The 19,357-nt window shown below is 74.1% G+C and carries 22 protein-coding genes and 1 pseudogene; 13 read left to right on the forward strand and 10 right to left on the reverse strand.

The window, feature by feature from the left end:
• Together PV350_RS32675 and PV350_RS32680 are read left to right on the forward strand one after the other, a co-directional pair.
• The coding region (locus tag PV350_RS32675) for a hypothetical protein (protein ID WP_500337320.1) at positions 1–287 on the forward strand (287 nt) is incomplete at its 5' end.
• A gap of 34 nt (positions 288–321) precedes the next feature.
• A complete protein-coding gene (locus PV350_RS32680) occupies positions 322–936 on the forward strand; it encodes a flavin reductase family protein (RefSeq protein ID WP_499510447.1) in 615 nt (204 codons plus the stop codon).
• 58 nt (positions 937–994) lie between these two features.
• Here the strand turns inward: PV350_RS32680 and PV350_RS32685 are convergent, their stop codons facing one another.
• Positions 995–2,023: an aldo/keto reductase gene (locus tag PV350_RS32685; RefSeq protein WP_499510446.1), complete on the reverse strand. Its 1,029-nt coding sequence runs from the start codon at positions 2,021–2,023 to the stop codon at positions 995–997.
• Positions 2,024–2,195: 172 nt separating this feature from the next.
• Here PV350_RS32685 and PV350_RS32690 point away from each other — a divergent pair, with 172 nt between their 5' ends.
• Complete coding sequence (locus PV350_RS32690; RefSeq protein ID WP_500337321.1) at positions 2,196–2,804, forward strand: TetR/AcrR family transcriptional regulator; 609 nt, start codon at positions 2,196–2,198, stop codon at positions 2,802–2,804.
• A 7-nt stretch (positions 2,805–2,811) separates the two neighbouring features.
• On the opposite strand, the gene PV350_RS32695 is transcribed toward PV350_RS32690, so the two are convergent.
• Positions 2,812–3,489, reverse strand: a complete 678-nt coding sequence (locus PV350_RS32695; protein ID WP_500337322.1) for a response regulator transcription factor — start codon at positions 3,487–3,489, stop codon at positions 2,812–2,814.
• Complete coding sequence (locus PV350_RS32700; protein ID WP_500337323.1) at positions 3,477–4,649, reverse strand: sensor histidine kinase; 1,173 nt, start codon at positions 4,647–4,649, stop codon at positions 3,477–3,479. Before PV350_RS32700 ends, PV350_RS32695 begins: the two co-directional genes overlap by 13 nt.
• Before the next feature lie 170 nt (positions 4,650–4,819).
• Here PV350_RS32700 and PV350_RS32705 point away from each other — a divergent pair, with 170 nt between their 5' ends.
• Positions 4,820–5,638 carry a polysaccharide deacetylase family protein gene (locus PV350_RS32705; RefSeq protein ID WP_500337324.1) on the forward strand — a complete coding sequence of 273 codons (819 nt, stop codon included), beginning with the start codon at positions 4,820–4,822 and terminating at the stop codon, positions 5,636–5,638.
• Positions 5,639–5,671: 33 nt separating this feature from the next.
• Here PV350_RS32705 and PV350_RS32710 read toward each other — a convergent pair.
• From PV350_RS32710 to PV350_RS32720, 3 genes and pseudogenes are all read right to left on the reverse strand, one after another.
• Positions 5,672–5,841, reverse strand: a pseudogene (locus PV350_RS32710) (NUDIX hydrolase); the annotation flags it as partial.
• Between the two features lie 3 nt (positions 5,842–5,844).
• Entirely contained in the window at positions 5,845–6,345 is a 501-nt protein-coding gene (locus PV350_RS32715; protein ID WP_500337325.1) for a hypothetical protein, read from the reverse strand.
• Between the two features lie 71 nt (positions 6,346–6,416).
• Positions 6,417–7,091 (reverse strand): TVP38/TMEM64 family protein, encoded by a 675-nt coding sequence (locus PV350_RS32720; RefSeq protein WP_500337326.1) that lies wholly within the window; start codon positions 7,089–7,091, stop codon positions 6,417–6,419.
• A gap of 56 nt (positions 7,092–7,147) precedes the next feature.
• On the opposite strand from PV350_RS32720, the gene PV350_RS32725 reads away from it, so the two are divergent.
• The 4 genes from PV350_RS32725 (at position 7,148) to PV350_RS32740 (ending at position 10,852) form a co-directional block, all read left to right on the forward strand.
• On the forward strand, positions 7,148–7,855 hold the full coding sequence (locus tag PV350_RS32725) for a DNA alkylation repair protein (protein WP_499510440.1): 708 nt from the start codon (positions 7,148–7,150) through the stop codon (positions 7,853–7,855).
• Positions 7,852–8,499 carry a class I SAM-dependent methyltransferase gene (locus PV350_RS32730; RefSeq protein WP_500337327.1) on the forward strand — a complete coding sequence of 216 codons (648 nt, stop codon included), beginning with the start codon at positions 7,852–7,854 and terminating at the stop codon, positions 8,497–8,499. Before PV350_RS32725 ends, PV350_RS32730 begins: the two co-directional genes overlap by 4 nt.
• Before the next feature lie 267 nt (positions 8,500–8,766).
• Positions 8,767–9,939 carry an elongation factor Tu gene (tuf, locus tag PV350_RS32735; protein WP_500337328.1) on the forward strand — a complete coding sequence of 391 codons (1,173 nt, stop codon included), beginning with the start codon at positions 8,767–8,769 and terminating at the stop codon, positions 9,937–9,939.
• Positions 9,940–9,997: 58 nt separating this feature from the next.
• Positions 9,998–10,852, forward strand: coding sequence for a spermidine synthase (locus tag PV350_RS32740; RefSeq protein WP_500337329.1), 855 nt, complete (start codon positions 9,998–10,000; stop codon positions 10,850–10,852).
• Here PV350_RS32740 and PV350_RS32745 read toward each other — a convergent pair.
• Complete coding sequence (locus PV350_RS32745; RefSeq protein ID WP_500337330.1) at positions 10,792–12,180, reverse strand: MFS transporter; 1,389 nt, start codon at positions 12,178–12,180, stop codon at positions 10,792–10,794. The genes PV350_RS32740 and PV350_RS32745 overlap by 61 nt on opposite strands.
• Before the next feature lie 46 nt (positions 12,181–12,226).
• Complete coding sequence (locus PV350_RS32750) at positions 12,227–13,213, reverse strand: DUF8017 domain-containing protein (RefSeq protein ID WP_500337331.1); 987 nt, start codon at positions 13,211–13,213, stop codon at positions 12,227–12,229.
• Between the two features lie 72 nt (positions 13,214–13,285).
• Between PV350_RS32750 and PV350_RS32755 the strand changes: the two genes are divergently transcribed.
• Positions 13,286–13,738 carry a DUF4442 domain-containing protein gene (locus PV350_RS32755; protein WP_499510434.1) on the forward strand — a complete coding sequence of 151 codons (453 nt, stop codon included), beginning with the start codon at positions 13,286–13,288 and terminating at the stop codon, positions 13,736–13,738.
• A gap of 48 nt (positions 13,739–13,786) precedes the next feature.
• Here PV350_RS32755 and PV350_RS32760 read toward each other — a convergent pair whose 3' ends face one another.
• Positions 13,787–14,986 carry an HNH endonuclease signature motif containing protein gene (locus PV350_RS32760; protein ID WP_500337332.1) on the reverse strand — a complete coding sequence of 400 codons (1,200 nt, stop codon included), beginning with the start codon at positions 14,984–14,986 and terminating at the stop codon, positions 13,787–13,789.
• A gap of 189 nt (positions 14,987–15,175) precedes the next feature.
• On the opposite strand from PV350_RS32760, the gene PV350_RS32765 reads away from it, so the two are divergent.
• Positions 15,176–15,829: a DedA family protein gene (locus PV350_RS32765; protein ID WP_499510432.1), complete on the forward strand. Its 654-nt coding sequence runs from the start codon at positions 15,176–15,178 to the stop codon at positions 15,827–15,829.
• Between the two features lie 19 nt (positions 15,830–15,848).
• On the opposite strand, the gene PV350_RS32770 is transcribed toward PV350_RS32765, so the two are convergent.
• The gene (locus tag PV350_RS32770; protein WP_499510431.1) at positions 15,849–16,382 is read right to left on the reverse strand and encodes a gamma carbonic anhydrase family protein; all 534 of its coding nucleotides are present in this window, start codon (positions 16,380–16,382) and stop codon (positions 15,849–15,851) included.
• Positions 16,383–16,438: 56 nt separating this feature from the next.
• Between PV350_RS32770 and PV350_RS32775 the strand changes: the two genes are divergently transcribed.
• The 3 genes from PV350_RS32775 to PV350_RS32785 all read left to right on the forward strand — a co-directional run bounded on the left by PV350_RS32775 (position 16,439) and on the right by PV350_RS32785 (position 19,330).
• Complete coding sequence (locus PV350_RS32775) at positions 16,439–17,359, forward strand: pseudouridine-5'-phosphate glycosidase (protein WP_500337333.1); 921 nt, start codon at positions 16,439–16,441, stop codon at positions 17,357–17,359.
• Positions 17,360–17,399: 40 nt separating this feature from the next.
• Positions 17,400–18,176 (forward strand): acyltransferase, encoded by a 777-nt coding sequence (locus PV350_RS32780; protein WP_499510429.1) that lies wholly within the window; start codon positions 17,400–17,402, stop codon positions 18,174–18,176.
• 80 nt (positions 18,177–18,256) lie between these two features.
• Positions 18,257–19,330 (forward strand): NAD(P)/FAD-dependent oxidoreductase, encoded by a 1,074-nt coding sequence (locus PV350_RS32785; RefSeq protein ID WP_500337334.1) that lies wholly within the window; start codon positions 18,257–18,259, stop codon positions 19,328–19,330.
• The last annotated feature ends 27 nt before the right edge of the window (positions 19,331–19,357 follow it).

The following is a 19,357-nucleotide window of genomic DNA, read 5'->3' on the forward strand; positions in this document are numbered from 1 at the left end:
GTGTGGACCCCGGCACCGCCGGCCCGTCCGCCACGCCCGTCGACTGCGGGACCGGCGGCGCCGGGGTCCACACCCTCCAGTCCCAGGGCGGCCAGGCCTCGGTGCGCTTCGGCGAGGACGCCGTGTGCCTGGTGTCCGCCGTGCCCGCCAGCGGGTTCACCGTCTCCACCCGGCGTGACGGGGCGCAGCAGCTGACGGTGACCTTCTCCGGCGACCGGCACCGCTCCGAGATCGTCGCCACCACCACCCCGCAGAGCAAGGCGACCATCCGCGAGGTGTCCTGGTGACCGGGCGCGGACGGCGACCGGGATACTGGGCGCCATGCGTATCGACTTCGATCCCGAGGCCATGGGCCGGACCCCGTTCTACAAGCTCCTGACCTCGGTGGTCGTCCCGCGCCCCATCGCCTGGGTCTCGACGCTCAGCGAGGCGGGGACGGCCAACCTCGCCCCGCACTCCTTCTTCACCGTCGCCTGCGTCAGCCCGCCGGTCGTGCAGTTCACCTCGGTGGGCCGGAAGGACTCGCTGCGCAACATCGAGGAGACCCGGCAGTTCGTGGTCAACCTCGCGCCCGAGCACCTCTTCGAGCAGATCAACGCCACCGGCACCGACTTCCCGCGCGGCGTCAGCGAGTTCGACGCGGTCGGCATCGCCCGTGAGCCCAGCCGCGCGGTCAAGCCGCCGCGCGTCGCGGCCTCGCCCGTCGCCCTGGAGTGCGAACTGCACAGCACGGTCACCCTGGGCGACTCGACCGTGGTCTTCGGCCGCGTCGTCCACGCCGCCGTCTCCGAGGCCGTGATGTTCGAGGGCCACCCCGACGTGCGCAAGCTCCGCCCGCTGGCCCGCCTCGGCAAGGACGAATGGGGCACGACCGGCGAGGTCCTGGAGATCTCCCGCATCCGCTACGCCGACTGGCCGGGCGTCACCCAGGGCTGAGCGTCGTCCCGGCCGTACGGCCGGCCCGGACCGGTCGTCCGGTCCGGGCCCTTGGGCGTCACGGACGGCTGCGGCGGCGCAGGGACGGGTCGAGCAGTGCGGGCGGGGTGTCGAACTTCTCGTGCGGGGCGAGGTCGAGACCGGGGGCGACGATCGTGTCGATCGCGTCCAGCACGTCGGCGGAGAGCACGGTGTCCGCGGCGGCGAGGTGCGCCCGCAGGTGGTCCGGTGTGCGGGGGCCGATGATCGCGGCGGTCACGGCGGGGTGCGCCGTCACGAAGCCGAGGGCGAGCTGGACCATGGTCAGGCCGGCCTCGGCCGCGAGTGCGGCCAGCTTCTCGACGGCATCGAGCCTGGCCCGGTTGGCGGGGAGTGCGGTGTCGAAGCGTTCCGGCAGGAACGTGGAGCGGCTGGTGGTGACCGGCCGGCCCTCGCGGACCGCGCCGGACAGCCAGCCCGAGGCCAGCGGGCTCCACACCAGCACGCCCAGGCCGTACTCCTCGGTGACGGGCAGCACATGGGTCTCCACGGCGCGCTGCAGGATCGAGTAGCCGGGCTGCTCGGTGACGTACCGGCTCAGGTGGTGCTCGCGGGCGGCCCACTGGGCCTGCACGATGCGGTGGGCGGGGAAGGTCGAGGAGCCGAAGTGGCGGATCTTGCCCGCGCGTTGCAGGTCGGTCAGGGCCGACAGGGTCTCCTCGTCGCCGGTGGCCGGGTCCCACCGGTGGACCTGGTAGAGGTCGACGTGGTCGACACCGAGCCGGCGCAGGCTGTCCTCCAGGGCCGTGACCAGCCAGCGGCGTGAACTGCCGCGGTGGTTGCGCTCGTCGCCCATCGGCATGCCGGCCTTCGTGGCCAGCACGACGTCGTCGCGGCGGCCGGCGAGGGCCTTGCCGACCATCTCCTCCGACTCCCCGGCGCCGTACATGTCGGCGGTGTCGATGACGTTGATCCCGGCCTCGAGGGCGGCGTCGACGAGGGCGGTGGCCTCGTCCTGGGTGGTGCGCCCGATGCTGCCGAAGTTCATCGCGCCGAGCGCGAGGGAACTGACCTGCACACCGGTGCGGCCGAGGGTTCGGTACTGCATGACCGTGTTCTCCCTTGCGGGTGGGGGTGTGGTGGCTGCGTGCCGCGGAAGCGCGCACGGCTTGGTCCCGGGGCGTGCGCCCTGGCATGATGAGCAAACGGAACCTTGTTCCGTTAACGATACGGAACCATGTTCCGGTTGGCAAGGCCGGTCGTGGAAGGAGTGCGCGGTGATGGAGGACGGCGACAAGGGCACGGGGCGGGCGCCGCGGTCCAAGCGGGCCGACGCCCGGCGCAACGAGGAGACGCTGCTCCAGGCGGCGGCCGCCGCCTTCGTCGCCTCGGGCGTGGAGGCGCCGGTGCGCGACATCGCCGCCAGGGCCGGCGTCGGGACGGGCACGATCTACCGCCACTTCCCGACCCGGGCGGATCTGATCATCGCCGTCTACCGGCACCAGGTCGACGCCTGCGCCGAGGCCGGACCCGCCCTGCTGGCGAACAGCGCCACCCCGCACGCCGCGCTGGCGCGGTGGATCGACCTGTTCGTCGACTTCCTGGTGACCAAGCACGGACTCGCCGCGGTGCTGCAGTCCGACAGCGCCGGCTTCGAGACGCTGCACGCCTCCTTCCTCGACCGTCTCGTGCCCGTGTGCGCCGGGCTGCTCGACGCCGCCGCCGCGTCCGGCGAGATCCGCTCCGACCTGGAGGCGTACGCGCTCATGCGCGGCGTCGGCAACCTCTGCATCGGCGCGGACAGCGATCCCCGCTACGACGCGCGCCGCCTGGTCGCGCTCCTCGTCGCCGGGCTGCGCCAGGCGGACCAGGCGGACCAGGCGGACTGACCCGCCGTCAGGCGAGGCCCGCCCGGTACACCACCAGGGCGATCTGGACCCGGTTGTTCAGATCGAGCTTGGTGAGGATGTGGGACACATGTGCCTTCACCGTGGGGACGCTCATGTACAGCGACGCCGAGATCTCGGCGTTGGTCCTGCCCTGTGCCACGGCGAGCGCCACCTCCCGCTCCCGCTCCCCCAGGAGGCCGAGCAGCCGCTGCGCCTCGCCCCGGTCGTCGGGTCGCGCGGCGGTGCCCTCGTCACCGGCGGCGGTGACGGCGCCGATGAGCTGTTTGACGGCGGCCGGCGACAGGACCGGTTCGCCCGCCATGACGTTCCGCACCGCGGCGACGATCTGGGCGGGGGGCGTGTGCTTGAGGACGTATCCCGCCGCCCCGGCCCGCAACGCCTCCAGGACGTAGCCGTCCGTGGTGAACGTGGTCAGGATCAGCACCTCGGGCGGCCGGGGCCTGCGCCGCAGTTCGGCGGTGGCGCTCAGGCCGTCCATCCGCGGCATGCGGATGTCCATCAGGACGAGGTCGGGCCGGTGCGCGTCGACCAGCGGCAGGACCTCCGTACCGTCCGCGGCCTCGGCGACCACCTCGACGTCCTGTGCCCCGGACAGCATCATGCGCAGGCCGGAGCGCACCAGCGGGTCGTCGTCCACGATCAGGACGCGGGTCACCTGGTCCATGGCAGCCAGATCTCCAGGGCGAAGTCGGTGGGGGTGAGGGTGCGGCGCATGCTGCCGCCGGCCAGGACCGCCCTTTCGTTCATCCCGACCAGGCCCTGACCGGCGCCTTCGGGAGGTGCGGCGCGCTCCTGCGGCACCGGGTTGCGGGCGGTGACGGTCAGCCCCTCGCGGGGCCCGCCGGTCAGCGACAGCCGCAGCGGGCCGTCCGGGGCGTGCTTGCGGTGGTTGGTGAGGGCTTCCTGCAGGATGCGGTACGCGGCCCGGCTCGTGGTGGGGTCCATGGTGGCCAGGTCCTCCGTGTCCCGGTGCACCTCGACGGTGGCACCGGCCGCGCGCGACTCCTCGACCAGCCGGCCGAAGTCGGCCACGGCGGGTTGCGGGGGCTCGGTGTGCGCGTTGACCGTGGGGGTGCGCAGGACGCGCAGCACGTCCTGGAGGTCCTCCAGGGCCTGTCCGGCGCTCTGCCGGATGACACCGGCCGCCTCGGCGACCTGGGCGGGCGACGCCGTGGGGTGGAACTCCAGCGCCCCGGCGTGCACGCTGAGCAGGGTCAGCCGGTGGGCCAGCACGTCGTGCATCTCCCGGGCGATCTCCTCCCGGGCGTGCTGCCGGGCCTGCTCGGCGCGCAGGTCCGCCTCCCGCTCCGCCCGCGCGGCCCTCTCCCGCACACCGGCGACGTACAGGCCCCAGCCGACGGCGCCGCCCACGAACGCCACGGCCGACACGGCCGTGGCGGAGGTGAGGGGCCCGGTGTACGAGGCCAGGACGAACTGCGCCGCCACGGGCAGCAGGGCCACGCCGGTGACCCGGAGCGTGGTGCGCAGCGGGCGGGTGGCGGCCACGGTGAACAGCGCCACCAGCAGCGGTACGACCACGGGCCAGACGACCGTCAGCGCCACGAGGACCAGGGCCAGCGCCACCGGGTGACGCCTGCGCCAGAACAGGGCCACGCACGCCAGCAGGGGGAACACCGCCCCCCGGACCGTCCACAGCGCCGGTACCAGCGAACCGACGAAGGCGCCGCTGGACAGCTGCGGGTACACGGACAGGCCCGACTCCTGGGCCCGGATGACGAACACCGTCAGCCCGGCGGCCCCGGCCACCACGCCCGCGTCCACGAGCCGCGGGTGCCCGAGCAGGGCCCGTCTCACATCGATCACGCACGCAACCGTAAACGCCGTCCCCGGTCCGCATCAAAAAATACGGGCTACGTTGATAGACTTCTATACCAAAGTATGGGGGCGCCCGGTGCGCATCGTTCCTTGGAACGGAAAAGGCGCATACCCGCAGCCGAATTCCCGGGTTCCCCGCGGTCCGTACCTTTCCGGCCATGAATCCCAGGAAATTCTCCCGACATTTCACCCGGGCCGCAGTTCCCGCCGCAGCGCGGCCGGGGACCCGGGTCGCCGTCGTGCTGGCCGCCGTCGCCTCCATCGCCGTGATCAGCGGGTGCAGCACCCTCCACGGAGTGACGTCACCGGCCGACGCACGCGCCGCCGCCCAGCGCGCGGCCCGGGCCGGCAGCCACCGCCCCGCCCCCGACTGCACCGTCGAGAAATGCGTGGCGCTCACCTTCGACGGAGGGCCCGGCGCCACCACGCCGAAACTGCTGGACATTCTCGCGGAGAAGAAGGTCCGCGCCACGTTCTTCGTCCAGGGGAAAGGCCACACGGACACCTATCCGCAGACCCTGCGGCGCATGGCGCGCGATGGCCACGAAATAGGCAACCACACCTGGTCGCACAAGGTGCTCACGGAACTGGACGCGCGGCAGGTGAGCGACGAGCTGACCCCGGTCCAAAACGACGTCCGCAGGATCACCGGACACGCCCCCACCCTGATGCGCCCACCGCAGGGCCGCACCGACGACGACGTCTCGGCGGTCATGCGCGAGCTCGGCCTGGCCCAGGTGCTGTGGAGCGTCACCGCCAAGGACTACGCCACCACCGACACCGCGCTGATCACCCGGCGGGTCCTCGACCAGACGAAGCGCGACGGGATCATCCTCCTCCACGACCGCTACCGGGGCACGATCCCCGCCGTCCCCGGGATCGTCGACGCCCTGCGCCGCCAGGGCTACGTCTTCGTCACCGTCTCCGAGCTGATGGCTCCCGCCGTACCGCACCCCGGCACGGTCTACCGGCCGTAGCGTTCCGGTCCGGCTGCGCGATCCGGTTCCATGGCGGTCGGACTCGACGTCGTCCCCGGGGCGGCCGGTGTGGGCCGCCCCCTCTGCCAGTAGACGTGGTGCGTCGCGTCGGTCAGCCCGTTGGAGGGCTCCAGCGCCGGCAAGTGCCGCAGCGGGCCGGGCCGCCGGCCCGTCTCCTCCGGCATCTCGCGGGCGGCGGCCGCCGTTCAGAGTTCCGGGAACGGCCGTACGTCGTCCATGGCCCGCAGCAGTTGGCGCGCCGCTTCGGCCTCCTCCGGCCGGATCGACCCGGCAACGGCTTCGACGACAGGCCGGCCCGCGAACACCGCGGCCCGGGACGCGACCTCCCAGAGGGGCTGGTGCCGGAACGGGCCGTGCTCAAGGCCGCCTGCCGCCGCGGCCGAGGAGTGCCACGTCTCGGCCCGCACGATCTTTCCCAGCAGATCAAGCAATTCCGCCGTGCACGGCTGGTGCGGGACGGCGATCAGCTCCAGGAGGAACGGGACGGTCGGGGCCGTCGCCGCGCCGACGACGAACCCCAGGGCGCAGACGACGTCGCCCAACTCGTCGACGGCCGCACGGCCGGTGGGGGCGTCCCCGTACGCGATGCGGGAGAGCAAGGGCGGGACGCTTCCGGCGGGAGCTCCCAGGGCGTCGAGCAGTTCGCCCCAGGGGACCCGGGAGACCCCCCTCAGCAGGCTTCCCACCGACCGCCTCCCCTCCCGCTACGCGCTCGCGGCCCGGCTCGCCGGTGCTGTGTGAAGGAACCCCCGGTGGGCTACCGCTTGCGGCGGGTGCGGGCGGCGACGACGACGGCGGCGAGGCCGGTGACCGCGATGAAGCCCATCGCGACGAGGAAGACCGGTGACGTCGGTGTCGCGGCGCGGCTGCTGGCGATGACGTAGGCCGCCGTGTTGGGCACGCTGCCCAGCGCCGTGGCCAGCAGGAAGGGCGCGAGGCGCATCCGCGAGACCGCCGCGCTGTAGTTGGCCGCCGCGAACGGTACGCCGGGGAAGAGCCGCATCGCCAGCATCGTGCGGAAGCCGTGCTCGCTGAGCTGGCGGTCCGCGGCGAGCAGCACCCGGCCGCGCAGCAGCGGGCGCAGCGCGTCCCGCCCGAGGAGGCGGCCGAGGACGAAGGCGAGGCCGGCGCCGAGCACCGTGCCGGCGAGGGCCGCGGGCACTCCTGCCTGGGCACCGAAGAGCGCTCCCGCGCCGACGTTGAGCAGGGGACGCGGTACGAAGGCGAGGGCGCAGAGCCCGTAGCCCGCGGCGAAGAGCACCACGGCCGCGGCGCCCGTGAGTTGCGCGGGCCAGCCGTGCGCGAGCAGCCGCTGGGGCTCCCACACCAGCACCGAGGCCGCGGCCCCGGACAGGAGGACGACCAGCAGCGCCAGCCGGGCCCACGACGCCGGTCGCGAACGCGGTCGGGAGAGGACGGTGACCTCGGACATCCCGCGAGCCTAGCGGAGGAGGATGTCGCTCCGGTGCCGCCGCGTACCGTAGGGCCATGGCCCCTCCCGCCCCGGTCCTGCCGGACAGCGCCCTCGCCGATCTCGTGCTGCCACGGCTGACCTCGGCGTACGGTGCCGCCGCCGACCCGGTGCGGGCCGCCCCGGCGGCGGCGTACATGCGGGACGCGTTCCCGTTCCTCGGTATCGCCACGCCGGCCCGGCGTACGCTGTCCCGCGCCGTGCTCGCGGGCATGCCGCGCCCGGACGAGGCCGACTGCACGGCCGTCGCCCTGCGTTGCTGGGCGCTCCCCGAACGGGAGTACCGCTACTTCGCCGTGGACTACCTGCGCCGTCATGTGGGGCGCTGCTCCCCGGACTTCCTCGGCACGGCCCGGCACCTGATCACGACGGAGCCGTGGTGGGACACCGTCGACCTGCTCGCCGCGCACGTCGTCGGACGGCTCGTGGCCGCCGATCCCGCCCTGGTGGACGTGATGGACGAGTGGATCGCCGGCGACGACCTCTGGCTCGCCCGCACCGCGCTGCTGCACCAGTTGACGTACAAGGCGGACACCGACCCCGGCCGGCTGTTCCGCTACTGCCTGCGTCAGGCGGACCACCGGGACTTCTTCATCCGCAAGGCGATCGGCTGGGCACTGCGCGAGTACGCCCGCACCGATCCCGGCGCCGTGCGGGCCTTCCTCGCGGAGTCGGGGGAGCGGCTGTCACCGCTGTCGGTACGAGAGGCGGGGAAGCACCTGTGAGCGGGACCGACGGGCGCGGCCGGGTGCGCCGCAGCTACGACACCGTGGCCGAGGAGTACCGGGAGCGCATCGGGACCGAGCTGGCGTACAAGCCGCTGGACCGGGCCCTGCTGGCGGCCCTCGCCGAGCAGAGCGCGGACGGCGCGCCCGTGGCAGACCTGGGGTGCGGCCCCGGCCACGTCACGGCATGGCTCGCGGCGCGCGGGGCGCGGACCGTGGGCATCGACCTGTCGCCGGGCATGGTCGCGCTCGCCCGCCGCGAGCACCCCGGGGCCGAGTTCCGCGAGGGCGACCTGCTCCGCCTCCCGGCGGCGGACGGCGAGTTCGGGGCGGCCGTGGCGCTCTACGCGGTGGTCCATCTGACGCCCGGTGAACTGCGGGCGGCGTTCGGCGAGATGCGGCGCGTGCTGCGCCCGTCCGGACGGGTGCTCGTGGCCTTCCACGTCGGGACGGAGATCCGGCACGTGACGCAGTGGTGGGGGCACGAGGTCGACGTCGACTTCCACTTCCACGACCTCGGGACGGTCACCGAGGCGCTGACCGACGCCGGGTTCGAGGTGGAGGCGCGGCTGGAGCGGGCCCCCTACCCGCAGGAGACGGAGACCCGGCGCGCCTACGTCCTCGCCCGCGTCGGCGGGGCGTGAGGCGGCCCACCGCCGGAAAATCGTTCGACCGACGGCCGTGCCGTGCCCGATCATCGACGGCATGTCCCGGTACGCCTTCAGCGCAGATACGTCCGCAGTCGCGGACGCGCTGCAGGCTGCCCCGGCACAGGCTTTCTCGGCCAACGCGTTCGGCGGCGCCCGAATCTGACCCTTCCCGGACAGTCCGGCGGACCCCGCAGGGGGAGGGTCGGCGCGGTCCAGGGGTCCCGCACGCGAGGCGATGAATCGACTTACCGAGGAAGCAACATGCCCAAGCAGGCGTACGTGCGCACCAAGCCGCACCTCAACATCGGGACCATGGGTCACGTCGACCACGGCAAGACCACGCTGACCGCCGCCATCACCAAGGTGCTCAGCGCCCGCGGCTCCGCCGCGTTCGTGCCGTTCCACCGGATCGACAGGGCCCCGGAGGAGGCCGCGCGGGGGATCACGATCACCATCGCGCACGTCGAGTACGAGACGGACACCCGGCACTACGCGCACGTCGACATGCCCGGTCACGCCGACTACGTGAAGAACATGATCACCGGCGCAGCCCAGCTCGACGGGGCGATCCTCGTCGTCTCCGCCCTCGACGGCGTCATGCCGCAGACCGCCGAGCACGTGCTGCTCGCCCGCCAGGTCGGCGTCGAGCACATCGTGGTGGCGCTCAACAAGGCCGACGCCGGCGACCCCGAACTCACCGACCTGGTCGAGCTGGAGGTGCGCGAGCTGCTGTCCGCCCAGGGCTACCCGGGCGACACGCTGCCCGTCGTACGGGTGTCGGGCCTGCGGGCGCTGGAAGGCGACCCGCGGTGGACGTCGGCGATCGAGGCGCTGCTCGACGCGGTCGACACCCACGTGCCGATGCCGCACCGCTACACCGACGCGCCCTTCCTGCTGCCGGTCGAGAACGTGCTGACCATCACCGGGCGCGGCACGGTCGTCACCGGCGCCGTGGAGCGGGGCACGGTCCGGGTCGGCGACCGCGTGGAGGTGCTCGGCGCGGAGACGGCGAGCGTGGTGACGGGTCTGGAGACCTTCGGCAAGCCGATGGACGAGGCCCAGGCCGGGGACAACGTGGCGCTGCTGCTGCGTGGTGTGGCCCGGGACGTGGTCCGGCGGGGCCACGTGGTGGCCGCGCCGGGCAGTGTCACGCCGAGCCGCCGGTTCCGGGCGCGGGTCTACCTGCTGCCGGCCGCCGAGGGCGGGCGGCGCACCGGGATCGCCAGCGGCTACCGGCCGCAGTTCTACGTCCGCACCGCCGACGTCGTCGGCGACGTGGACCTGGGCGAGGCGGGGGCGGCCCTGCCGGGGGCGACCGTCGACATGACGGTCGAGCTGGGCCGGCCGGTGCCGCTGGAGCCGGGGCTCGGCTTCGCGATCCGTGAGGGCGGCCGCACCGTCGGCGCGGGCACCGTCACGGCGCTCGCCGAGTGAGCGCGGGGGTCCGGGGGTTCCGCCCCCGGGCCCCGTCGTGTGCTGGGACAATTGCGGCGTGGAGGACGACGGACGCATACCCGTGACCCAGGACGTGGACTTCGGCGCGGCCAAGCTGCTGCCGGACGTGGACCGGCCCGCGGGGTGGCTGCTCACGGTCGACGGGGCCCCTCAGTCGTACGTGGACCTGGACGACCCCACCTACCTGGAGTTCGAGTACGCGCGGCGCCTGGCATACGTGCTGGACGAGGCCGCGCCCGAGGGCGCGCCGCTGGACGTCGTCCACCTGGGCGGCGGCGCCCTGACGCTGCCCCGCTACACCGCCGCGACGCGACCCGGTTCGCGCCAGCGGGTCGTGGAGGCCGACCGGGCGCTCGCCGCGCTGGTCGCCGCCCGGCTCCCGCTCGGGCGTGGCGGTGACGGCGTGGCGATCACGACGGACGACGCCCGTGCCTGGCTCGAGGCCGCCCCGGACGCGTCGGCGGACGTCGTCGTGGCGGACGTCTTCGGCGGTTCGCGGGTGCCGGCGCACCTGACCTCGTACGAGTTCGTCACCGAGGCGGCCCGGGTGCTGCGTCCCGGCGGGGTGTACCTGGCGAACCTCGCCGACTCGGCGCCCTTCGACTTCCTGCGGCCGCAGATCGCGGGCCTGCGCGAGCTGTTCGGCCAGGTGTGCCTGATCGCCGAGCCCGGGGTGCTGCGGGGCCGCCGCTTCGGCAACGCCGTGCTGGCCGCGAGCCGCTCCCCGCTGCCGGTGGAGCGGATCGCGCGGCGTACCGCGTCCGACGTCTTCCCCGCCCGTGTGGTGGACGGCGACGCGCTGGAGGTGTTCGGACGGGGGGCGCGGCCGGTCTACGACAAGGACGCGGTGCCCTCGCCGATCCCGCCCGACGGTTCCTTCGGCGTCGGCTGACCGCCCCGCGCGACCGTCCGCCCGCCCTCGGGGTCGTCCACGCGCCGCAGCCGCCGCACCTCGGGGAGGGTGAGCACCGCGCCCGTGAGCAGCACCGTCAGCCCCGCGCAGCCCCACAGCGCCCCGTTCAGGCCGAAGGCGTCCGCGGCCGGGCCCGCGAGCGCCGTGCCGATCGGCATCATGGAGACCGAGCCGAACCAGTCGTAGGCCGCGACGCGGGAGAGCTTGTCCTCGGGGATCTCCTGGTGCAGCGCCATCATCCAGGCCACGCCGAACACCTCGATCGACAGGCCGGCGAGGAGCATCGCGCAGGCCAGCAGCGGCACCGGGAGTGCCAGGGCCAGCGCGGCGGCGGGCAGCGAGAACGGGAAGACGCAGAGCACCCCGGCGAGCAGGATGCGGCGCGGCCGCCAGCGGAGCATCAGCAGCCCGCCCAGCAGGTTCCCGACGCCGAACGCGGCCAGGGCCGCGCCCCACGGCCCGGCGCCGCCGAGGTGCTCCCGGGCGACGAGCGGCCCGTACACCGCGTCGGCGGCCGTGATCACGGCGTTGACGACCGAGAACTGCACCACGATGCCCCACAGCCAGCGCCGTGAGACGAACTCCCGCCAGCCGTCGCGCAGATCGCCCAGCAGACCGCCGCGCAGACCGCCGCCGCGCCGCTCCGCGCGGTCGCGCAGCGTCGCCGGGGACACCCGCAGCAGCGCGCGCAGCCCCGCTGCGACCGCGAAGCACGTCGCGTCCACCGCGAGGACCCAGCCGGGTCCTGCGAGGGCGACCAGCGCCCCGGCGAGCGCGGCGCCACCGACGTTCGCCCCGTTGACGCCGAGCCGGAACACCGCGAAGGCGCGGCCCGCGTGGGCGGAGTCGACGGTCGACAGCAGCATCCCCTCGTTGGCGGGGGCGAAGAAGGCCTGCCCGGTGCCGCCCAGCGCGGAGAGCACGGCCATGTGCCAGATCTCGGCCCGGCCGGTCAGCACCAGGACCGCGAACAGGCCCTGCGAGACCGTGTTCAGGCAGTTGGCGGCGACCATGACCCGGTGCCGCGGCAACCGGTCCGCGACCGCGCCCCCGATGAGCAGGAAGACGACCAGGGGCACCGTCCGCGCTGCGGCGACCAGTCCGATCTCCGTACCGCCGCCGCCCGCCTGCAGGACCGCGAACGCCGACGCGACGACGGCGCCCGAGGCGCCGAGCCCGGTCACGAAGGCGGAGGCGGCCAGGAGCCGGAAGTTGCGGCCGGCCCAGTCCGGGAAGCGCGGCCGGTGGGAGACGTGGCGTTTCACCCGGGGACTATCGTCGCTGGGCCGTTTCTTTGGCAAACCCATTTCCGGCCGACAGCCGGCCGGGCCGGATCGGGCTACGGCCTCGGCCTCAGCCGACCAGCCGGACGCTGTCGCGGACCTTGGCCACCGTCCCGGCGTCGACCGCGCCCGCGTAGCCGCTGTCCACGACCAGCAGCCAGGAGCGGACCTCCTTGTCCTTGCCGAGGAAGGTGAAGCTGTACGAGGTGCCGTCGGCCGCGCACGAGCCCTTCATCCCGGTCGCACGCGTGGAGGCGATCCAGCCGGGCAGGCCCTGGGCGTTGGTGTAGGCGCGGGGGGCCGCCTCGGTCAGCTTGGTGCGGCCCTCCTTGTTGTACTTGCCGTACGCCCAGTTGTAAGCCTCGTTGGCGGCCTCGGACTTCAGGCTCTTGGCGCCCTTGCCGCCCTTCACGCCCGCCAGGCCGCGCTCGTCGGTGCCGCACCACTTCTCGTCGAGGACGGCCGCGCCCCCGGTGACGACGCGGTTGTCGTCCCACTCGTAGCCGATGAGCAGGCCCTGCGGCTTGACCGTCCAGCCCTTGGGGATGTCGTAGGCGACGCCCATGTCACTGCGTACGACCGTCTGCCAGCCGGGCACCACGGGCTTGATCGTGTCCTCACCCGGGTTGCCGCGGGCGTCGTCCGGGCCCGGGCCCTGCTCACCCTCCTCGCCCTCCTTGCTCCCCGACGCGGAGGGCGTGGGTGCGGACGAGCCCGGGGCGCTTTCCGAGGCGACCGGCGAGCCGCTGCCGGACGGGCCGGCCTGCGGGCCCTTGTCGTCGCCGGCGAGCTTCACGGCGACCAGCACACCGGCGGCGACCACCGCGACCGCGGCCACCACCGACACCGCGACCACCGCGCCCCGCCGCCCCCCGGGCGGCTTCGGCCCACCAGGCACCGGCCCCGGCGGGGGCCCCCACATCTGCGGAGGCTGCTGGTAGGCCGGGTGCTGCTGCGGCTGGTACGGGGCGGGCTGCTGCTGCCCCCACTGGGGCTGGTTCTGTGGGGGCTGCTGCGGATACTGCGGTTCCCCCGGCTGCTGCTGTCCTGGCCACATGGCTGGAAACACTAGGGGTTGAGCGGCCGCGGTTCCACGGAAGCGATGATTACCTGCTGGTAACATCCGGCCATGTCCGAGAACCAGCCCCAGATAGGCGAGCTCATGGCGGCCACCGTGCCGATGGCCGCCACCCTCAGCATCGAGTTCCTGGAGACCACCGCCGAGCGCGCCGTGGTCCGCCTCCCCGACCAGCCCGCCTACCACAACCACGTCGGCGGCCCCCACGCCGGCGCGATGTTCACCCTCGCCGAGACCGCCAGCGGCGCCGTCGTCCTGGCCGCCTTCGCCGACCGGCTCTCCCGCGCCGTCCCCCTCGCCGTCCGCGCCGAGATCGGCTACAAGAAGCTCGCCATGGGCCCGGTCACCGCCACCGCCCACCTCGGCCGCCCCGCCGCCGACGTCATCGCCGACCTCGACAAGGGCGAGCGCCCCGAGTTCCCCGTCACCGTCGCCCTCACCCGCGAGGACGGCGCCGTCACGGGCGAGATGACCATCGTGTGGACCCTGCGCCCCAACTCCTGAGCGACGCCCGGAGCGTCCGCCCCGGCAGGACGCCCCGGCCGCCGGGGATCAGTCCCGTGTGGAGCCGCGGGGCGCAGGTTCCTTCCAGCGGGTGTGACGTTCAAGGGCGACCGCCGCGAGGAGAGCGCGCAACTCCTCGCGGCCTCGGCCGCGGGTCTTCATCGCATGGCAGTTGGGACACAACGCGATCATGGACTCCGGGTGGTCACGGCCCCCCGCGGCGATGTCGTCGATGTGGTCGACGTCCAGTATCGGCAGCCCGCGGTCGGTTACGTCCGTCGGCTGGCCCCCGCATCCGGGATTCTCGCAACACCCCTCGCAGCGAAGGCGCACCGCCAGCCGCGCGGCGGCCGAGCGGATCGGCTCGGCCCGCGCGCGGACCGTCCGCCGTCCCCGCGCGGCCTCTTCACGGTGCCGTACGACCTCGCAGAGCCGGGCGTACTCGCCCGCCGGGTCGGGGCCCGTGGAGGCCCCGTCGGCGAGGTCGTCGTGCAGGCCCACGTCCTCCAGCAGAGCGTCGTAGTCCAGGTCCGCGAAGAAGCGGGTGAGCAAGGCGTCCACGATCTCCAGCCGCACCGCGCCCGAGTCCCGCAGCAACGCGTGCGCCCGCTCGGTCAGGCCGCCACGCGGCTCCTGCTCCGTGAACCAGCGGCGCAGAGCGACGTCGCCGTGGGCAGCCGGGACGGGCCCCGAGTGGTCGTGCAGCTCCCACAACCCGGCACGGCACAGGGCCGCCACCGGATAGTCGGGGCGGGCCCGCTCGCCACGCATCCCGTTGCGCCCCAGCAACGCCTGGAGCCGCGGGCTCGCCTGCTCCCAGGGGAGCAGGCGCTCCTCGTCGCGGCGGGCGCGACCGATCGCCCAGAGCAGCACGATCGGCTGGTAGAGCGCCGGCCCGCTGCTGCCCTGGTAGGTGCGCAGTGCCGCCACGCGATCACGGAGGTCCTGCGCCTCCAGCGACAGGGCCGCCGACCGGTCGACGACCGCGAAACCCAGCCCGCGCAACAGCGCGGCGGCGTGCCGGTCCCCACCGGACAGTTCGTGCGGCCGCAACGCACGCCGGCCGGGCAGGAAACCGTGCGCGACGCCGAGGATCGCCTTGGAGTCGTAGGAACGGCCCTCGTGTATCAGGAAGTAGCTCCTGGCCGGCCGGAACCCGTGGTCACGGAGGAACACTTCGGCCCCGAGACGGTCGAACTCCTCCGTCGCGCGCACGACCTCGGCGGCAGTGATGTCGGTCAACCCCATGGGCGCACACGGTACGGCCTCCCCACCTGGCCCTGTGACCTCCACCACGTGGCCCTCCAGCCGTCGCGTTGCCGGGGGCGGCGGCCGGTCGCGGGGGCACGGGAGCAGGCCGGGTCGGATACGCTGCAACGACGTGCGCGCACCGGCGCGCCGACCGACATCCGACCGCCCTAGGGGGAGGAAGCGGCCTTGCACGTCCAGGAGTGGCTCGGCACGATCCCGCCGGTCAGCGTCTACCTGCTGGTGGGCTTTGTGATCGGCCTGGAGAGCCTGGGCATCCCGCTGCCGGGCGAGATCATCCTCGTCAGCTCGGCCCTGCTCGCCTCCCAGGGGCACGTGGACCCGTGGGTGGTCGGCGTCTGCGCGTCGGCGGGGGCGATCGTGGGCGACTCGATCGGCTACGCCATCGGCCGGCGCGGCGGGCGGCCGATGCTGGACCGGCTGGGGCGGCGCTTCCCCAAGCACTTCTCGCCGGCGCACATCGCGACCGCCGAGGCGTCGTTCACGCGCTGGGGCATGTGGGCGGTGTTCTTCGGGCGCTTCGTGGCGCTGCTGCGGATCTTCGCCGGCCCGCTGTCGGGCGTGCTGAAGATGCCGTACTGGAAGTTCCTGGTCGCCAACGTCCTCGGCGGCATCGTGTGGGCGGGCGGCACCACGGCCGTCATCTACTACGTGGGCATCGTCGCCGAGCCGTGGCTCAAGCGCTTCTCCTGGATCGGCCTGGCGGCAGCGGTGCTGATCGGCCTCGGCTCGTTCCTCGTCGTGCGGCGCCGGGCCAAGGCCGCGGCGAAGGCCCACGAGGCCGCGCCGGAGGCGGACGCCGTGGCGGCCGCCGCCGACTGAGCGGCCGGTCCCGGGGCGGTCAGTCCCGGGCGAAGGCGGCCCGGTGGGCGTCGGCGAGCCGTACGTAGTGCTCGGCGTTGATCCGGACCATCTCGCGCTCCTCGGTGGTCAGCTCACGGCGCACCTTCGCCGGTACGCCCGCCACCAGCGACCCCGGGGGCACCCGCATGCCCTGGGGGACGAGCGCGCCCGCCGCGACGAGCGAGCCGGTGCCGATGTGGGCGCCGTTGAGGACCGTGGCGCCCATGCCGACCAGCACGTCGTCCTCGACGACGCAGCCGTGCAGCACCGCGTTGTGGCCCACCGTGACGCCCGCGCCGATCACCGCGGGGAACCCGGGGTCGGCGTGCACCGTGGAGTTGTCCTGGACGTTGCTGCCCTCGCCGACGCTGATCGACTCGCAGTCGCCGCGCAGCACCGTGTGGTACCAGACGCTCGCGCCGGCGGCCAGCGTCACGTCGCCCAGCACCACCGAGGTCGGCGCGGTGAAGGCGGCGGGGTCCAGGTGGGGCCTACGCCCGGCGACGTCCGCGATCAAGGCTCTCTCCGTCATGGGGATCACCGTAGTCCGGTGATTGCGCCCCTCGCGTGGCGGGTAGCGCGTACTGCGTGCTGAAGTTCTCCGACGAAGTGATCATCGCGCTGGAAACCGGTGCCCCGGTCGTCGCCCTCGAGTCGACGATCATCTCCCACGGCCTGCCCCGTCCCCGCAACCACGAGGTGGCGCTGGAACTGGAGGCCGCCGTGCGCGAGGCCGGTGCCGTCCCCGCGACGATCGCGGTGCTGGACGGCGTGCCGTGCATCGGGCTCGACGGGAAGGGCCTGGAGCGCATCGCAGCCGACGAGGGGATGCGCAAGCTGGGCCACCGCGACCTGCCCGTCGCGGTCGCCACCGGCGCCAGCGGCGCCACCACCGTCTCCGCCACGGCCTTCCTCGCCGCCCGCGCCGGGCTGCGCGTCTTCGCGACCGGCGGACTGGGCGGGGTGCACCGGGGCTGGACCGAGGAGCAGGACGAATCCGCCGACCTGAGGCTGCTCGCGGGCACCCGGATCACCGTCGTGTGCGCCGGGGTGAAGTCGATCCTCGACGTGCCCGCCACCCTGCAGCGCCTGGAGACCCTCGGCGTCACCATCGTGGGCTACGGGACGAGCGAGTTCCCCGGCTTCTACCTCAGCGGCTCCGGGCAGCCCGTGGACTGGATGGTCGGCACGCCCGACGAGGCCGCCTGCGTCATGGCCGCCCAGGACGACCTCGACGGGCCGCCGTCCGCCGTGATCCTCGCCAACCCCGTGCCGGAGCACGAGCAACTCGACCCGGCCCTGCACGACCGCGTGCTGGCGCAGGCGCTGGCGGCCGCCGAACGCGAGGGCGTCACGGGGCAGGCCGTCACGCCGTTCCTCCTCGGTCACCTCGTCGAGCACACCGGCGGGGCCAGCCTGGAGGCAAACCTCGCCGCCGTACGCGGCAACGTCCGCCTCGCCGCGCAGGTCGCCGTCGCCTGGACGGAACGCGGCGCACATCACATCTGATCGCCCGGCCGCGCCCCGGCGCCCTCGGTACGGTGAGCGGGTGCCGAAAAACGAGAACCTGTTCTCCTCCGCGGCGGCCTGGCGCCGCCGGGCCGTCTCGCGTCTGGTGCACCGCGGCTGGCGGTGGGTCCAGGACGCGGGTGCCGTCTCCGCCGAGCGCCCCGGCCCGCTGCGCTTCGGCCGGATCGGCGCGGGCACCCGGCTGGCGTTCCCGCAGGGGACGGTCTTCGGCGAGCGGTGGATCCACCTCGGCGAGTGCTGCATCATCGGCGAACAGGTCACGCTGACGGCCGGGATGATGCCCGGCCTCGACCTCGGCCCCGATCCCGTCGTCCGGCTCGGCAACGGCGTCGTCCTCGGCCGCGGCAGCCACGTCATCGCCTCCCGGCCGGTCGTGTTCGGCGACGACGTCTACTGCGGGCCGTACGTCTACGTGACGAGCGACAACCACTCCTACGACGACCCGCACGAGCCCATCGGCCGCCAGTGGCCGCGCTCGGCGCCCGTCGAGATCGGCTCGGGGAGCTGGCTCGGCGCGGGCGCGGTGGTCCTGCCGGGGGCGCGGATCGGGCGGAACGTCGTCGTCGCGGCAGGGGCGATCGTGCGGGGCGAGGTCCCCGACCACTCGGTGGTGGCGGGTGCGCCGGCCCGGGTCGTCCGGCGCTGGACGCCCGAGCGGGGGTGGGAGCCGCCGCTGCGGACGCCCGCCCCGCGTCCCGTTCCCGCCGGGGCGACCCATCAGCAGCTGGCGGCGCTCGCGGGGCTGGAGCCCGAACTCCTCGCGGGGCTCGAGGAGAAGCTCGCCTCCGAGGCCTGACCGGCCGGGCGTGCGCGGCGCCTCTTGCCGAAACGGCACGGAACGTTGCCTCCACCGGCGGCCGGAGTGATCGTGCCGCCATGGACGAGAACAAGAGGGGCATCGGCGGGAACGGCATCGAGGCACCGGGCGGCGTGTGGGATGTGGTGGTCGTCGGCGGAGGCGCCGCCGGACTGTCCGGCGCGCTGACCCTGGCACGGGTACGGCGGTCGGTGCTGGTGATCGACGGGGGCGAGCCCCGCAACGCCCCCGCCGCCGCGGCACACGGACTGCTGGGACGCGATGGCATCGCCCCCCTGGAACTGCTGCGGAGGGGGCGGGAGGAGGTCGCATCCTACGGCGGCCGCGTCGTCGCCGGCAGCGTCACGGCGATCCACCGCGACGGTGGCCGCTTCGTGGTCGAGTGCGCGGACGGACGGCGGACGGCGGCCCGGCGGGTCCTGGTGACCTCGGGCCTGGTCGACGAGCTGCCGGACGTACCCGGGCTGGCGCAGCGGTGGGGCAGGGACGTGGTGCACTGCGTGTTCTGCCACGGCTGGGAGGTCCGGGACACCGCGGTCGGGGTGCTTGGCAGCTTCCATCAGGCCCTGCTGTTCCGGCAGTTGTCCGAGGACGTGACGCTGTTCCTGCACTCCGGCACGGATCTGACGGGTGATCAGTGGGAACAGCTCGCCGGGCTGCGCGTCGGTGTCGTCGAGCGCGCCGTGACCGGCCTGGAGACCGATGACGCGGACCGGCTGGCGGGGGTGCGCCTCGCCTCCGGGCAGGTGGTGCCCGTCCGTGTGCTCGCGGTCGCCCCGCGCTTCACGGCCCGGGCGTCCTTCCTCGGCGGTCTCGGCCTGGCCGTGCGGGAGCATCCGGCGGGCTTCGGGGAGCAACTCGGGGTGGACGCCTGCGGCTTCACCGGCGTCGACGGCGTGTGGGCCGCGGGGAACGTCAGCGACCTGATGGCGGGCGTTCCGGCTGCCGCGGCGGCCGGGACGACCGCGGCCGCGGCCATCGTCATGGACCTGCTGACGGACGACGCCCGCGCGGCCGCCCGGCCCCGCCGGCCCGCCGGCACCGAGGTTTTCGGCGGGCGGATGGAGGCGGAGGTCACGCGGCGCGTGCTCGGTGCGCGCCGGCACGGCCTGGACCCGCTGCCGGGGGCGTGACCCCTGTCGCCCCCGTCCCCCCGTCGC

Origin of the sequence: Streptomyces sp. PA03-6a, assembly GCF_033792765.1 — a bacterium.
In the GTDB taxonomy this organism is placed as follows: Bacteria; Actinomycetota; Actinomycetes; order Streptomycetales; family Streptomycetaceae; genus Actinacidiphila.